The organism is Ramlibacter pinisoli, assembly GCF_009758015.1.
GTDB classification, from domain to species: Bacteria; Pseudomonadota; Gammaproteobacteria; order Burkholderiales; family Burkholderiaceae_C; genus Ramlibacter; species Ramlibacter pinisoli.
On the sequence record NZ_WSEL01000002.1, the window covers coordinates 235,043 to 248,893 of the forward strand.

At 65.9% G+C, this 13,851-nt stretch carries 12 protein-coding genes; 5 read left to right on the forward strand and 7 right to left on the reverse strand.

Annotated elements, in window-relative coordinates; genetic code table 11:
• Nucleotides 1-51 precede the first annotated feature (51 nt).
• Together GON04_RS01155 and GON04_RS01160 are read right to left on the reverse strand one after the other, a co-directional pair.
• Nucleotides 52-603 (reverse strand): MarR family transcriptional regulator, encoded by a 552-nt coding sequence (locus GON04_RS01155; RefSeq protein WP_157396162.1) that lies wholly within the window; start codon nucleotides 601-603, stop codon nucleotides 52-54.
• A gap of 9 nt (nucleotides 604-612) precedes the next feature.
• A complete protein-coding gene (locus GON04_RS01160; protein ID WP_157396163.1) occupies nucleotides 613-1,710 on the reverse strand; it encodes an ATP-binding protein in 1,098 nt (365 codons plus the stop codon).
• A gap of 440 nt (nucleotides 1,711-2,150) precedes the next feature.
• Here GON04_RS01160 and GON04_RS01165 point away from each other — a divergent pair, with 440 nt between their 5' ends.
• The 3 genes from GON04_RS01165 to GON04_RS01175 all read left to right on the forward strand — a co-directional run bounded on the left by GON04_RS01165 (nucleotide 2,151) and on the right by GON04_RS01175 (nucleotide 4,544).
• Nucleotides 2,151-3,272, forward strand: coding sequence for a PIN domain-containing protein (locus GON04_RS01165; protein ID WP_157396164.1), 1,122 nt, complete (start codon nucleotides 2,151-2,153; stop codon nucleotides 3,270-3,272).
• Between the two features lie 124 nt (nucleotides 3,273-3,396).
• Nucleotides 3,397-3,933, forward strand: coding sequence for a hypothetical protein (locus GON04_RS01170; RefSeq protein WP_157396165.1), 537 nt, complete (start codon nucleotides 3,397-3,399; stop codon nucleotides 3,931-3,933).
• Between the two features lie 188 nt (nucleotides 3,934-4,121).
• Nucleotides 4,122-4,544 (forward strand): HEPN domain-containing protein, encoded by a 423-nt coding sequence (locus GON04_RS01175; protein WP_157396166.1) that lies wholly within the window; start codon nucleotides 4,122-4,124, stop codon nucleotides 4,542-4,544.
• A gap of 1,176 nt (nucleotides 4,545-5,720) precedes the next feature.
• On the opposite strand, the gene GON04_RS01180 is transcribed toward GON04_RS01175, so the two are convergent.
• Both GON04_RS01180 and mnmA read right to left on the reverse strand, forming a co-directional pair.
• A complete protein-coding gene (locus tag GON04_RS01180) occupies nucleotides 5,721-7,121 on the reverse strand; it encodes an NAD(P)/FAD-dependent oxidoreductase (RefSeq protein ID WP_157396167.1) in 1,401 nt (466 codons plus the stop codon).
• Between the two features lie 192 nt (nucleotides 7,122-7,313).
• Nucleotides 7,314-8,432: a tRNA 2-thiouridine(34) synthase MnmA gene (gene mnmA / locus GON04_RS01185; protein WP_157396168.1), complete on the reverse strand. Its 1,119-nt coding sequence runs from the start codon at nucleotides 8,430-8,432 to the stop codon at nucleotides 7,314-7,316.
• Between the two features lie 130 nt (nucleotides 8,433-8,562).
• On the opposite strand from mnmA, the gene GON04_RS01190 reads away from it, so the two are divergent.
• Complete coding sequence (locus GON04_RS01190) at nucleotides 8,563-9,555, forward strand: Bug family tripartite tricarboxylate transporter substrate binding protein (RefSeq protein ID WP_157396169.1); 993 nt, start codon at nucleotides 8,563-8,565, stop codon at nucleotides 9,553-9,555.
• Here the strand turns inward: GON04_RS01190 and GON04_RS01195 are convergent, their stop codons facing one another.
• From GON04_RS01195 to GON04_RS01205, 3 genes are all read right to left on the reverse strand, one after another.
• Nucleotides 9,556-10,038, reverse strand: a complete 483-nt coding sequence (locus GON04_RS01195; protein WP_181653583.1) for an NUDIX domain-containing protein — start codon at nucleotides 10,036-10,038, stop codon at nucleotides 9,556-9,558. It abuts the gene before it with no gap.
• A 104-nt stretch (nucleotides 10,039-10,142) separates the two neighbouring features.
• On the reverse strand, nucleotides 10,143-10,865 hold the full coding sequence (locus GON04_RS01200) for a hypothetical protein (RefSeq protein ID WP_157396171.1): 723 nt from the start codon (nucleotides 10,863-10,865) through the stop codon (nucleotides 10,143-10,145).
• Nucleotides 10,866-10,957: 92 nt separating this feature from the next.
• On the reverse strand, nucleotides 10,958-12,067 hold the full coding sequence (locus tag GON04_RS01205) for a metallophosphoesterase (RefSeq protein ID WP_157396172.1): 1,110 nt from the start codon (nucleotides 12,065-12,067) through the stop codon (nucleotides 10,958-10,960).
• Between the two features lie 141 nt (nucleotides 12,068-12,208).
• Here GON04_RS01205 and GON04_RS01210 point away from each other — a divergent pair, with 141 nt between their 5' ends.
• On the forward strand, nucleotides 12,209-13,783 hold the full coding sequence (locus GON04_RS01210) for a Re/Si-specific NAD(P)(+) transhydrogenase subunit alpha (protein ID WP_157396173.1): 1,575 nt from the start codon (nucleotides 12,209-12,211) through the stop codon (nucleotides 13,781-13,783).
• Nucleotides 13,784-13,851: the final 68 nt, after the last annotated feature.

The window sequence follows — 13,851 nt, forward strand, 5'->3', positions numbered from 1 at the left end:
GGCCACATCCTACACTAAATTTTCTGATTCAGGGAAGCTGTTTAACCAGAATCAGTGGATCGGTTGGTACTTGAACTCAATCCCGCCGGAGTCGGCACCTTCTTCAACCCTGAGGAGGTAGCCTTGCGCCACCAGCGTCTTGAGCCGGGTGCTGGCATTTGGAACCGAGATGCCCAAGTCAGCAGCGGCTTGAGAGGCAAGGGCCTGCCCTTTCCTCAGCACGTACTCGACGAGGGTGCGCGTACCAGGCGTGAGTTCCGGACCTATGACCTCAAACTCCGCGCCCGTCCATATGACGAGCGGCTGATCTTTCGCCTTGGCAGCGTAGCTCCAGTTATCAATCAGGTCTCTATTGCTCAAGTCGGTGAGATAGAAGCCGCGCTCGCCTCGCAACTGCTTGGCAAGCGACACAACGCTATCGCGAGCAAAGGAAGCGTCTGTTGCAGTGATGCCATCGAACGAAACGCCGATAACGCGGGCGCCGTGCTTCCCCTCTACGAAATCCGCCAGCATTCTGAAGGCCTCCTTGCCTTCAGTGTTCCCGAACGGTCTATCGGTACTCGTGAAATCCCGAAGCTTCACGACGACGGAGTTCTGGTTCATACGCTTAATTTAACGAGAGATTCTGGATCCGTCAAGCTTGAAATCGAAACTGATATGCGTGCCGTGGATGCGAACCAGGTTCGTATAGGGGGTGTACCGCGTACCCTCGGGACGGTGATCGATTCGAAGTTCGAAATCCTGTTGTCGCACCGAAATTCGAGCGCTGTACTTACGAGCTTGGTCCCCCGAACTCTTGAGACCCGCCCCCCTACCTTGTTCCGCTACTTGGCTAATCTGACCCGTCGAGAACACCTTTTTAAGCAGCGCGATACCCGAGTGCTCATTTGATTTTTCAATCTTTTCGGCGATTTCCGGATAGCGTTTGTGAAGAATTGGTTGCAACGTCCCGACGATGCCGAGGCCATTGTCAGATATGACCACCTGAATACGAGTCCTGTTTTTATAGGCTTGCAAGCCCGCAAAACCAGCAAGACTAGAACAAGAATGATCCAACACGTTTTTAAATGGCTCCCCGATAACAGTCAAGGCCAGCGTCGAGTAGCTCTCGTCGACACAGCTCACGAAGCTGCGTTCTAGGAGCCGAGGGATCTCGTTGTCTGGCTGAGCCGGATCAATGGCTCGGAGCTCGATGACACCGTCGTTGTTGCCCATGTAAAGTGCTCCGAGTCGAGCCCTCGGCCGACGAGGTAGGACGGCGATGTCGGATGCCAGAACCTCGAAAAAATCCATTCGATCGAGGTAGCGGGCTGTGCTTGGGCAATCTGTGAAATCCAGCGAAACCTTCTTGCCCGCCGCGTGGAGCTGATTGCATAGGGCCAGCAGTCTGGCTAACGCGTCTAGCAGCATTCGACATTCCTTGCCGAACACAAAAATCACACTTTCGCAGTCGACATGCCATGGAGTGCAATGCCTGGAAAGTAGGTTTTCGAGATCTTTGGTGGTCAGCCATGAGTCTCCAGGTAACTCAATGTGGAGTTCCTGTGGGCAAATCACAGACCATTTGAAATCATCATCGCGCAAGAATTTATCGCTGTTCTCGTAGAGAACTTGATTGACCGCGCTCTTCTCCCGTCCTAAGAACGCGGCCAACTCCTTGGCTTTGGTGCCAGGATTCTTGCCAAGAAATGTGAGGAGCTGCGGCAGCATTTTCTCGATGTTAGCGCTACTTCGGACCTTCATTTAGCGCACGACTGCTCCTCGAGTCGGCAAGTTCATCAGCGCCGATCTGACAACTTGTCTTCTGCTCGGCCAAGACGACTCACGTACTAGCTGCTAGTTTCCTGCTCAGCCCGCGCCCAGCAGCAGTCCGCAGCTAGCCAGCCCAAGGTCCCCAGACCTTCTCGCAGCAGCTGGGAGAAGGCTAAAGCTCGTGTCAGAGGTACGAACTCGGCTTGGCGTTGTAGGTGATTGAACGATGGCCCCCGCGATCAGCGAAGCCGTTGCGAACCACAAAGTAAGGCCCGAGGCGCAGGAGCGAACCTTGGAGGCCTTTCCGAGCCCCCTCGCAGCTGCATCTCGCATCGGGCAGTCGACTGCTAGCTTTGATGTCATATTCTAGGTCCTGGGCACCTAACCGACTCTGCGGCATGCACGTATTCGTCGATACCAATATCTTCCATAACCACTGGTACTTGGATGCCGCACCGTGGCGGTACTTGTTTCACTACCTGAACAACGAGGGTCACGCGCTGTTGATCTCGCGCGTGGTGATCGAGGAGGTACAAAATCTGCGTGAACGCAGATTGCCGTCGGCGTACAAAGCACTCGAACAGGCCGCAGCAGAGTGGACGCGTTTGACGCGACAACAAATTGAGTTGCCTGCATCGCAAGAACATGGAAACTACGATTTAGCATCCCTTCTCTCAGGTCGCGTTGATCGGCTGAAAATTCTTGAATACGAGGGCCTGTCGCACCGAACTATCGTTTCCAGAGCGATGGCTCAGAAACGCCCATTTCGGGAAAAGGAGAAGGGCTACCGAGATACGCTCATTTGGATGTCGTTGGTGGAGTATCTAAAGCTCAATAAGGTTGACCGGAAGATCGCGTTCATCACGGAAAACGTGAGCGACTTCTTTGGCGCAGATGGAAAGCGCCTTCACGAAGACCTTGTCGAGGACCTAACGGCCCACGAGCTTGAAGATCTGGTGGAGCCCTATCCGAGGATGAGCACGTTCGTGAAGGCGAATATCAATCGCAACGAACATGTTCTCGATTACGGGCGAACGATGTCAGAATTCCACCGGTACGTTGAGGCGGCCGTCAAAGACCTAATTGAGGGCGGCGACGCCCGCTTTGTTCGCGCTCTGGAGCGGCATCTGTTCCCCGGAAGTAATGTTCTGGCGCATGTCTCGCCAATCTCGGTTCGCATAAGGGAGGGGGTTGAAGACTTCGATCTCGATTCCACGAGTGACCTGGAAAACGGCGAGGTTTTCGTGGCGTGTACGTTCGATTTGCGGCGTGTGGATCTAGAGATGGATATCCCGGTTTCAGATTACTATGCGAATAGTTCCGCCATCCAAGAGAAGGGTGAGCTATACGGCGTGAACGTGGATCACGTGGTTGCCACTTTGCAAGCGTTGGTGAGACCTGTTTTTTCAGTGACTTTCACCTACAATCAAAAACTGGAAGAGTGCGCGGGGTTCACTGTCGATCGCCTCGGATTCAGAGCCAGAGGCCTTTCTCTCGCATCCTCACTGAATGAGGAATAGAGCGAGATTTGTCTGTAACCGTTGAAGCCCTGTGACCTGTTATCCCCTTGATGTGGATCCCCGCACGCTCGAGCCTTCCGCTCGCCACACGTACGTGGAGTCCTGCCTAGAACGAGCGCGTCTCATGACGGATGGAATTCCGCTTGGGCTGGCGATCTACAGCGCATTCGCGGAGTTACTGAAGTTCGTCGTCAAGGAGGACTTCGTGGGGGCGTGTCACGACACTTCTGCCGTCTTGCACATGCTTCTTGCGGAGAACAATGTCCCCTCTGAGCTTTGTATCGGTGAAGTCGGGGTGGGAAGCCGCTATTTTGACCACTCATGGGTGGAGGTCCTGGGTTCAGTGTTTGATGTGGCAGTCTGCATGCCCGATTACGCGGGCGAGCCGGTTGGTGGCCCTGTCTTTGACGGCATAGACCTTGCCCAAGGCCGGCCCAGCGAGCTTGTCTATGGTGCGGAGAGCGGCGAAGGCCTAGGCCTTGCAGCGCAGCCTGCTCTTAGCCTTGACCTGGAGGGGTTCGCGGCGATCCAGCCACAACTGAATATCTGGGTGTTGGCTGTCGCGATCGCGGGCCGAGCGGGCATGGCGAACCCCACCTTCACACATTTCCAACTTCGATACGGCGCTGTGAGGCGCCGATTTCGCAAGAACCCGACCTAACCGCCACTACTGCAAAGTCGGGGTCTGCACCCACGCACCTGAGGGTGGCGAGCACGCCACGTGCTGATGGAGCTTCGCACTTCTACCGCCGGCTGCCGGTTACCGGCCGGCGGATACACTGAGGCAGTCCATGAAGCGGCTTGGCGAATTGATGCATCTACGGCTGCGAGGATCTGCGGGAAACACGCGTGGCAACCATTCCTAGGACACAGATGCAGCAGATGGCGGACGAGAAGATCCTCGACGCTCGCCTGCTGCTTCAGAACAATCGGTTTTCGAATGCCTACTACTTGGCCGGATATGCCGTGGAATTGGCGTTGAAAGCTTGCGTTTCCCGTCAATTCCAGACGGACGTTATCCCTGAAAAGAGTCTCGCAACAGCAATCTGGGTTCACGACTTGCCAAAACTCGTCTCCCTCGCGGGATTGCAGCCAGCGCTCGCAACGCGCTCGGCGATGGACCTTCCTTTTAGAACCAACTGGGGGATAGTCTCGCAGTGGGGACCAGACGCGCGCTATGGACAGACAACTCCACAGAACGCCACTGACTTGCTGGACGCAGTTGACGATGCACAGGCAGGAGTCCTTCCATGGATCAAGCTCTACTGGTAAGACGGGGCAAAGCCCTTTTGCGTGCCTTGGACTCCAGGAATGTTCCCCCACGGTTCGCTGCTTGGGTGAGGTACCCGGATCCTGACCAGTGGAAGCTCTGGATCGTTCCGCATCCAAGCATTGATAGAACCAGGAAGTTCTACTCGCATGTGGCGCAGGCCCTTCAGACCAGCAAGCGACCTTCGCTATCGCCGTTGGACATTGCTGAAGTTGAGATGGTCCCGGAGTCTCGCCTTGGCATCACACCCGATCGGCCATTCTTCAGCATCGGTCCTGATGGTTCCCCTGTGAGTGCGCGCAACGTGTTTTTTGATGGGGTGTTCTACCCGGAAGTGATCTTCCTCCGCGTACCAGCGTGAACCGGTTGCAGGCCGCTTGGCGCACCTGCAATGGCCTTTGTGGTCATGAGGTGCGTTGCGTCACTGCAAGTCCGCCCCGAGCATCTCAACGTCAGAGCTTCGTCCCCCGCGTCATCTGCTCGATCGGCGCTAGCCGGGGCCAAAGGCCGCCGGCGCCCCCTCGTCGCATTCAAGCTCGCGTGCTCCCAAAAGGCGGCCAGTCGCAGGCCGGCGGTGCGGCGTTGGTGCCGGCGCGCGACGACCCCCCTTTCCACCAGCTTGGCCGGCTTGCCCATCGCCAGCGTCGCCACCTCTCGCCCCGAGATTCGTGATCTTCAGGTTGATCGTCGCGTGCTGACCTTGTTTTGACTTGGACGAGAAAGCAGGCACGGAATCCTGAGCATTGCTTCGATCGGCTCCAGCTCAGTTGCCCGCGTTCCGCCCAAATTGATTCGGGAGTTGAGAGTTGATCTGAGCGAATTCCTCTGCGTTGTTTCGGCACAACGATCCGTTTTCGGCAGTTGCCGAAGGGCGTACCCACAAAATCGGCCAAATTTAGCGTGTATGGCTAAAAAGAGGCCCGGGCGCGGGTTGTACCCACTTTTCAGGTATGCCGCGGCCCCCTCAGTCACTCACACGGAGGCCGTTATCCACATTTTCTTGTCGCAATATCCGTTCTGAGGTCCCGCGGGCCGGTCCCCCTGATCGGCAGGGGCCCACCGCCTCGCCGGTGGCGCGGGCTCGGTGCTCGCCGCGCGCCGCTTCCCGCGGTCCTGGGAAGCACAGACAGCAAAACGCCCGCTGGACAGCGGGCGTTTTGCATCCGTCCAGGGGCCGGCTACAGCGCGTCGCGCAGTCGGTAGTACCACAGCCCCAGCGCCAGGGCCGGCGTGCGCACCAGCGCGCCGCCCGGCACCGGCAGGTGGCGGATGCGCGCCAGCAGGTCGAAGCGCTCGGCCTGGCCGGCGATCGCTTCGGCCGCCAGCAGCCCCGCCATGCCGGCCATCGCCACGCCGTGGCCCGAGAAGCCCTGCACGAACCAGATGTTGCCGCCCAGGCGGCCGAAGTGCGGCGCCATGTTGAGCGTGAGGTCGACCAGGCCGCCCCAGCCGTGTTCCACCGCGACATCCTCCAGCTGCGGGAACACCGCCAGCAGGCGGCGCCGCACCGCCTCGGCCCGCAGGCGCGGCGCCAGGCCGGCGTGGCGGTCGACGGCGCCGAACAGCAGGCGGTCGTCGGCGGCGAGCCGGAAGTAGTCCGGCATGGTGTTGCTGTCCGAGGCCGCGGCGCGGCCGGGCAGCAGTGCCGCGGCCCGTTCCCGGCCGAGCCGCGCGGTGGCCAGCATGGACGTGCCCACCGGCACGATGCGCGCGCTCACCTCGGGCGCCACCGCCGCGCCCCAGGCGTCCAGGTAGACGTTGCCGGCCAGCACGACGAACTGGCAGTCGCAGGCGCCGGCCGCGGTGAGGACCCGCGGCCGCGCGCCGCGCTCGATGCGCACGACCGGTGAATCCTCATGCAGGTGCGCGCCGGCGGCCTGTGCGGCGCGCGCCAGGCCCAGGCAGTAGCGCAGCGGGTGCAGGTGGCCGGAGGCGGCGTCGAGGACCGCTCCGTCGTACTGCGCGCTGGCCACCCAGCGCGGCAGCTCGGGCCGGGGAATGAAGCGCAGCGGATGGGCATAGGCCTGCACCACGTGCGCCATCCAGCGCTGCAGCGCAAGGGTCTTGCGCGGCCGGGTCGCGAGGCTGAGGTGGCCGGGCTGCCAGTCGCAATCGATCGCGTGCCGCCGGCAGCGCTCGTGCAGCAGGGCCAGGCCGGCGATGCTGACGTCCCAGGCCCGCCGGGCGTCCGCGGCCGGCAGCTGGCGCTCGATCGCCATCTCGCCGTCGCCGCCATAGCCCACGATGACCTGGCCGCCGTTGCGGCCCGAGGCACCCCAGCCGGCGCGCCGGGCTTCCAGAACCCGCACCGAGTAGCCGCGCTGGGCCAGTTCCAGCGCCGCCGACAGTCCGGCATAGCCGGCCCCGACCACACAGACATCGGCCCGCACCCGGCCGGCCAGTGGGGGTTGCGGCGGCGGCCGCAGGACCGTCGCCTCGTAGTAGCAATCGCCGCCCGCGTCGCCGTCCTGCTCCGGCCGCACGGCGGCGCGGCCGGTGCTGCCGGCGCGCCCGCGGCGACGGGCGGCGCCGGGTTCAATGTCGGCCGGGCGGCGGACGGAAGCGCTGTCGACGGGCATCACCACGGCACCTGGGCCTTCCTGCGGCCGCACGCGCAAGGCCGCGCCGCCACCATAGCCAGGCGGGAGCGGCTGCGGGGGGCTGTTACCGCTGCGTACCCGACGAGCTCACCGGGCAGCGAGCCCGGCCGGCCGCGCTGAGGTCGTGCGCGGGATTCGGCAGGGTGGTGCGGCGCGGAGCCGGACGCGCGCTCAGGCCGCGCCGGCGGCGGCGGCCGCGATCACCCCGCCGCCCAGGCAGACCTCGCCGTCGTACAGCACGGCCGACTGGCCCGGCGTCACGGCCCACTGCGGCTGCGCGAACGCCAGGTGGAAGGCGCCGTTGGCGCCGGCCGCCAGCCGGCAGGGCGCGTCGGCCTGGCGGTAGCGGGTCTTGGAGCCGTAGTCGCGGGCCGGCGGCGCCACGCCGGCGATCCAGCTGGCATCGGCCGCGTCCAGCGCCAGCGACTGCAGCCAGGGATGGTCGTGGCCCTGCACCACCCACAGGGTGTTGGCGTCCAGGTCCTTGCGGGCCACGAACCAGGGCGCGTGCTCGCCGCCGCCGCGCTGGGCGCCGCGGGCCTTGAGGCCGCCGATGCCCAGCCCCTGGCGCTGGCCCAGGGTGTAGAACGACAGGCCCTGGTGCTGGCCGATCACGCGGCCGTGCGCATCCTTGATGGGGCCGGGTTCCTTCTGGATGTAGCGGTTGAGGAACTCCCGGAACGGCCGCTCGCCGATGAAGCAGATGCCGGTGGAGTCCTTCTTGGCCGCGTTCGGCAGCCCGATCTCGGCCGCCAGGCGCCGCACCTCGGTCTTGCGCAGTTCGCCGACCGGGAACAGCGCCTTGGCCAGCTGGTCCTGCGACAGCCGGTGCAGGAAGTAGCTCTGGTCCTTGGTCTCGTCCAGGCCCTTGAGCAGCTCGAAGCGGCCGCCGCGCTCGCGCACCCGCGCATAGTGGCCGGTGGCGATCTTGGCCGCTCCCAGCCGCATGGCGTGGTCGAGGAAGGCCTTGAACTTGATCTCGGCGTTGCACAGCACGTCGGGATTGGGCGTGCGGCCGGCCTGGTATTCGCGCAGGAACTCGGCGAACACGCGGTCCTTGTACTCGGTGGCGAAGTTGACGTGCTCGATCGGGATGCCGATGACGTCGGCCACGCTGGCGGCGTCGATGAAGTCCTGGCGCGACGAGCAGTACTCGTCGTCGTCATCGTCTTCCCAGTTCTTCATGAAGATGCCGACGACGTCCCAGCCTTCGCGCTTGAGCAGCCAGGCGCTGACCGCGGAGTCCACGCCCCCGCTCAGTCCCACCACCACCCGCTTGCTGCCGTCCATGGCCCGGATTATCCCAGCGGGACAGCAGCCCGATGGTCCGTGGGGACGGCGCCGCGGCGGGCCGGCTCGGGGTTTGCGCCGGTAGGCATGCCAACGTGCGCCCCCTAAGCTCGCGCCCAGGAGACAACGCATGATTCCAGCCTTGCAGCACCCCCTGACCCGCCGCCGCCTGGTGGCCGGCGCCGCCGCCGCGCTCGCGCTGCCCGCGCTGCGCGCGCAGCCGGCCTGGCCGTCCAAGCCGGTCCGCTTCCTGGTGCCGTTCGCCCCCGGCGGCACCTCGGAGATCGTGGCCCGCTCGGTCGCCGCCGAGCTCACCAAGCAGCTCGGGCAGAGCGTGTTCGTGGAGAACAAGCCGGGCGGGGCCGGGGTGGTGGCGATGGCCGAAGCGGCCAAGGCGGCGCCGGACGGCCACACGGTCATCCTGGGCCATGTCGGCACGCTGGCGGTCAATCCGTACATGCTGGCCAACCAGCCCTACGACGTGAACAAGGACTTCGTGCCGGTGACGCTGCTGGCCAAGGTGCCCAACGTGTTCGTCATCCACCCGGACGTGCCGGCCAAGAACTTCCGCGAATTCGTCGCCTACGCGAAGAAGAACCCCGGCAAGCTCAGCTACGGCTCGGCCGGCAACGCCAGCGCCGGCCACCTGGCGATGGAGTACCTGAAGCTGGTGACGGGCATGTTCATGACCCACATCCCGTACCGCGGCACCGGGCCCCAGCTCACCGACCTGCTGGCCGGCCGCACCCAGGCCTCGTCGGCCGGCATGCCGGCGCTGGGCGCCCACATCCGGTCCGGCAAGCTGCGCGCGATCGCGGTCGGCACCCACGATCGCATTGCCGTGCTGCCCGAGGTGCCGACGGTGCACGAGATGGGCTACAAGGACTTCGAGACCTCGCAGTGGTACGGCATGCTGGCGCCGGCCGGCACCCCGCCCGAGATCGTCAAGCGGCTCCAGGAGGAGTCGTACAAGGCGCTGCGCTCCAGCGCCGTGACCGAACGCTTCGCCACCGACAACGCGGTCGGCGGCGGCGGCCCGGCGTCGGAGTTCGCCGCCTTCATCGCCAGCGAGCAGAAGATCTGGAGCGACATCGTGCGCCGCGCCCAGATCAAGGCCGACTGATCAGGGCAGGCCGAACACGCTCGGGTCGGTGCTGACCACCGACAGCGGGTAGCGCACCCCGGCCAGGTAGTCCTCCATGCAGCGCACCAGCAGCGGGCTGCGGTGCCGCGCGCGCGAGGCCCGCACCTCCTGCGGCGTCAGCCAGAGCGCGCGCACGATGCCGCTGTCCAGGGCCCGCCCGGGCTCGGGCTCGCCCACCCGGCCGCAGAAGGCGAACCGCAGGTAGGTGAAGTCCTCGCCGGTGGCCGGCTTGCGGGCGCGCGAGAGGTAGACCCCGACCAAGGCGGTGGGCTCGAAGGGGTAGGCGGTCTCCTCCAGCGTCTCGCGGGCGCAGCCCTGGACCGGCGACTCGCCCGGGTCGAGGTGGCCGGCGGGGTTGTTCAGCTTGAGTCCCTCGCTGGTCTCTTCCTCGACCAGCAGGAAGCGGCCGTCGCGCTCGACCACGGCCGCCACGGTGACGCTGGGTTTCCAGCGCGGTTCGATGGCTCCCATGGGCGCGGATTATGGTGGCGCCGGCGCGCGCCGTGGGCCGACGCAGCGGCGCTGCGCGGTCGGCCACCGGCGGGCCCGGCGCCCGCACCGGCGCGTCAGGCGTCGTATTCGTCGGCCCCCTGGACCCAGATGAAGGACTGCACGTCGATCATGTCGCGCGCCCGCAGGCCGGGCCGGCGGTCGAGGTCGCGGCGGATGATGGCCCCGAAAGTCAACAGGCCGTGGTAGACCGGCCAGGACGGCTCCGAGCCGTAGCCGAAGTCGTAGCCGTAGGCGCGCGCCGCGCGGCGGGTGACGCGCGGCTTGAGGAACAGGTGGCGGTCGGGGCGGGCCAGGAAGCCGAACACCGTGACCACCGGCCAGGTGAGCACCTTGCCGCGCGGTTGCGGCAGGTCCTTAACCGCCTGCACCCAGTCCTGGAAGCGGCGCTGCGGCGCGCCGCGCCCGTGCAGGAAGGCGTACAGCTCGTGGGCGAACAGGCGCGCTCCGGCCGGCGTGCGCAGCGCGTCGCGCAGGGCCATCTTCTCGAACGAGAACAGCAGGTTGGTGCGCGACTCGATGCGGATCGCGATGTCGGCGATCTGGCGAAACTCGCCGCGCGCCAGCAGCTTGCGGAATTCGGCCGGGCCGAGCTCGGCCTGCCATTCGACATGGGCGCGCTCCTTGGTGGAGCGCTCGGCGATCAGGTAGGTCTCGTCCGCGAATCCGTCGGGGTAATAGAGCTCGAATTTGCGGCGTGCACGCGCTGCGCCGAGGTAGCAGACACCGGCGGCGCTGGCACCGGTGAGTGGGAGTGAGACAAAGGCTGGGCGTGGCATCCGGGCAGTTTTTGACCCCGGGGAAACTCATCCACGTCGGACACGACCTCACGTCCTTGTAGGACTCGCACCAGCCCAGCTGAGTGGACCGCTCAGGCAGCCACCAGCCTCAGCCGCGTGATTTCGGACGGCGCGGCCAGCCGTTTGGGCGGGCCCCAGTAACCGGTGCCGCGGCTGACGTAGACCCAGAGCCGGTCCAGCCGGTGCAGCCCGGCCGTGAACGGCTGCTGCAGACGCACGAAGAAGATCCAGGGGAAGAACTGGCCGCCGTGGGTGTGGCCGGAGATCTGCAGGTCGAACCCGGCCGCGGCCGCCGCGGTGGCGCTGCGCGGCTGGTGGGCCAGCAGCACACGGGCCCCGGCCCCGGCGGGAGCGCCGGCCAGCGCGGCCGTGGGGTCGCTGCGATGGGCCTCGTCGAAGCGATGCGCGCTGTAGTCGGCCACGCCGGCCAGCACCAGTGAGGCACCGTCGCGTTCGATCACCACGTGCTCGTTCATCAGCACCCGGATGCCCAGCCGCTGCACCTCGGCCACCCAGGGGCCGGCGCCGGCGTAGTACTCGTGGTTGCCGGTGACGAAGAAGCTGCCGTGGCGGGCGCGCAGCCCGGCCAGCGGCGCGACGTGCGGCCGCAGTTCCGGCACCGGGCCGTCGACGATGTCGCCGGTGATCGCCACCGCATCGGCCTCCAGGCCGTTGACCCGGTCGACGATGCGCTGCACGTACGCGGCGCGGATGGTCGGGCCCACGTGCAGGTCGCTGATCTGCGCGATGGTGAAGCCGTGCAGCGCGGCCGGCAGGTTGGCGATCGGGACGTCGACGTGCTTGATGCGCGCCGTGCGCCGCGTGTTGAGCAGGCCCACCAGCGTGAGCAGCAGCGCCAGCAGCGGCACCAGCTGCGCGCTGCGGCGATCCAGCGCCGCCGGCCCGGCATCGAGCAGGTGTGCACCCAGCAGCACCAGGTCGCGCGCCAGCGTCAGCACCAGCAGCGTGGAGAACAGCCCGAGCGCGAACAGGCCGGCGGCGGCGAGCCGGTCGGCGGCCGGCGGCCGGGCCCAGCGGCGCGCCGTCAGGCCGAGCGGGACCAGCGCGGTGGACAGGGCCAGCCACAGCCCGAGGGCGACCGCGGCCAGCATCGGCAGGGCCGGGACCAGGCGCATGCCGATGAGCAGATGCAACAGGCCCGAGACGATGAATAACGCCATGAAGCTGGTCTTGCAGGAAGGGGGCGAGGAAGATAGGGCCGAGCAGCCGCATTTCCAGTTGGATCTGCGGCTGAGTTCAGGCTGAGTTCAGGTAAGCTTGACCAAACCCTGACAACCTCATTTCCCGCCAGGAGACTTCCCATGCAGATAGGCGTGCCGGCCGAGACCGCGCCCGGTGAAAAGCGCGTCGCCACCGTCCCCGCCGTGGTGGAGAAGCTCGTCAAGCTCGGTTTTTCCGTCGCCGTGCAGAGCGGCGCCGGCGATGCCGCGAATTTTCCTGACGACGCCTATCGCGCCGCCGGCGCCCAGATCGTGCCGGACGCCGCCGCGCTGTGGAGCGGCTCCGACATCGTGTTCAAGGTGCGCCCGCCGACCGTGGAGGAGGTCGGCCTGCTGCGCGAGGGCGGCATGCTGGTCGGCTTCGTGTGGCCGGCGCAGAACCCCGAGCTGATGCAGCAGCTGGCCGCGCGCCGGGCCACGGTCCTGGCCATCGACGCGCTGCCGCGGCAGCTGTCGCGGGCGCAGAAGATGGATGCGCTGACCTCGATGGCCGGCATCAGCGGCTACCGGGCGGTGATCGAGGCGGCCAACGCCTTCGGCCGCTTCTTCAACGGCCAGGTCACGGCCGCCGGCAAGGTGCCGCCGGCCAAGGTGTTCATCGCCGGCGCCGGTGTCGCCGGCCTCGCCGCCATCGGCACCGCGGCCAACCTGGGCGCCATCGTGCGCGCCAACGACACCCGGGCCGAAGTCGCCGACCAGGTGAAGTCGCTCGGCGGCGAGTTCGTCAAGGTCGACTACGAGGAAGAGGGCTCGGGCGGCGGCGGCTACGCCAAGGTGATGAGCGAAGGCTTCCAGCAGGCGCAGCGCGCGATGTACGCGCAGCAGGCGCGGGAAGCCGACATCATCATCACCACCGCCCTGATCCCGGGCAAGCCGGCCCCCAAGCTGATCACCGCCGACATGGTGCAGACCATGCAGCCGGGCAGCGTCATCGTCGACATGGCGGCCGAGCAGGGCGGCAACTGCGAGCTCACCGTGCCGGGTGAGGCCGTCGTCCGGCATGGCGTCACCATCGTCGGCTACACCGACCTGGCCAGCCGCCTGGCCAAGCAGTCCTCCACGCTGTATTCGACCAACCTGCAGCGGCTGGCCGAGGAGCTGTGCAAGGCCAAGGACGGCGTCGCCGTCGTCAACATGGATGATGAGGCGATCCGCGGCCTGACCGTGATCAAGGACGGTGCGGTCACCTGGCCCGCGCCGCCGCCGAAGGCGCCGGCCGTCGCGCCGCAGAAGCCGGCCGCCGCGATGCCTCCCGCGCCGAAGGGCCACGGGCCCGGCGAGCCGATGTCGGCCCAGTCGCTGGCCATCACCTTCGGCGTCGGGGCGCTGCTGTTCCTGCTGGTCGGCCTGTACGCGCCGGCGTCGTTCCTGGCCCACTTCACCGTGTTCGTGCTGGCCTGCTTCGTCGGCTACATGGTGATCTGGAACGTGACGCCGTCGCTGCACACGCCGCTGATGAGCGTGACCAACGCGATCTCCTCGATCATCGCGATCGGCGCGCTGGTGCAGGTGGCGCCGCCCGTCGGCGGAGCCGGCGCCAGCCGGCCCGCCCAGCTGATCCTGGGCCTGGCGGTGTTCGGGCTCGCCCTGACGGCCGTCAACATGTTCGGCGGCTTCGCGGTGACGCGACGCATGCTGGCGATGTTCCGCAAGTAAACGAAGGCGAAGCACATGTCCTCCAGCCTCGCCACCATTTCCTACATCGGCGCCACCATCCTGTTCAT

What these genes read in the sequence shown, in the direction of transcription:
- GON04_RS01210 (WP_157396173.1), top strand. Translation starts at nt 12,209, where the DNA reads ATGCAGATAGGCGTGCCGGCCGAGACCGCGCCCGGTGAAAAGCGCGTC.
- GON04_RS01180 (WP_157396167.1), bottom strand. Translation starts at nt 7,121, where the DNA reads ATGCCCGTCGACAGCGCTTCCGTCCGCCGCCCGGCCGACATTGAACCC.
- GON04_RS01155 (WP_157396162.1), bottom strand. Translation starts at nt 603, where the DNA reads ATGAACCAGAACTCCGTCGTCGTGAAGCTTCGGGATTTCACGAGTACC.
- GON04_RS01190 (WP_157396169.1), top strand. Translation starts at nt 8,563, where the DNA reads ATGATTCCAGCCTTGCAGCACCCCCTGACCCGCCGCCGCCTGGTGGCC.
- GON04_RS01165 (WP_157396164.1), top strand. Translation starts at nt 2,151, where the DNA reads ATGCACGTATTCGTCGATACCAATATCTTCCATAACCACTGGTACTTG.
- GON04_RS01205 (WP_157396172.1), bottom strand. Translation starts at nt 12,067, where the DNA reads ATGGCGTTATTCATCGTCTCGGGCCTGTTGCATCTGCTCATCGGCATG.
- mnmA (WP_157396168.1), bottom strand. Translation starts at nt 8,432, where the DNA reads ATGGACGGCAGCAAGCGGGTGGTGGTGGGACTGAGCGGGGGCGTGGAC.
- GON04_RS01200 (WP_157396171.1), bottom strand. Translation starts at nt 10,865, where the DNA reads ATGCCACGCCCAGCCTTTGTCTCACTCCCACTCACCGGTGCCAGCGCC.
- GON04_RS01170 (WP_157396165.1), top strand. Translation starts at nt 3,397, where the DNA reads ATGACGGATGGAATTCCGCTTGGGCTGGCGATCTACAGCGCATTCGCG.
- GON04_RS01160 (WP_157396163.1), bottom strand. Translation starts at nt 1,710, where the DNA reads ATGCTGCCGCAGCTCCTCACATTTCTTGGCAAGAATCCTGGCACCAAA.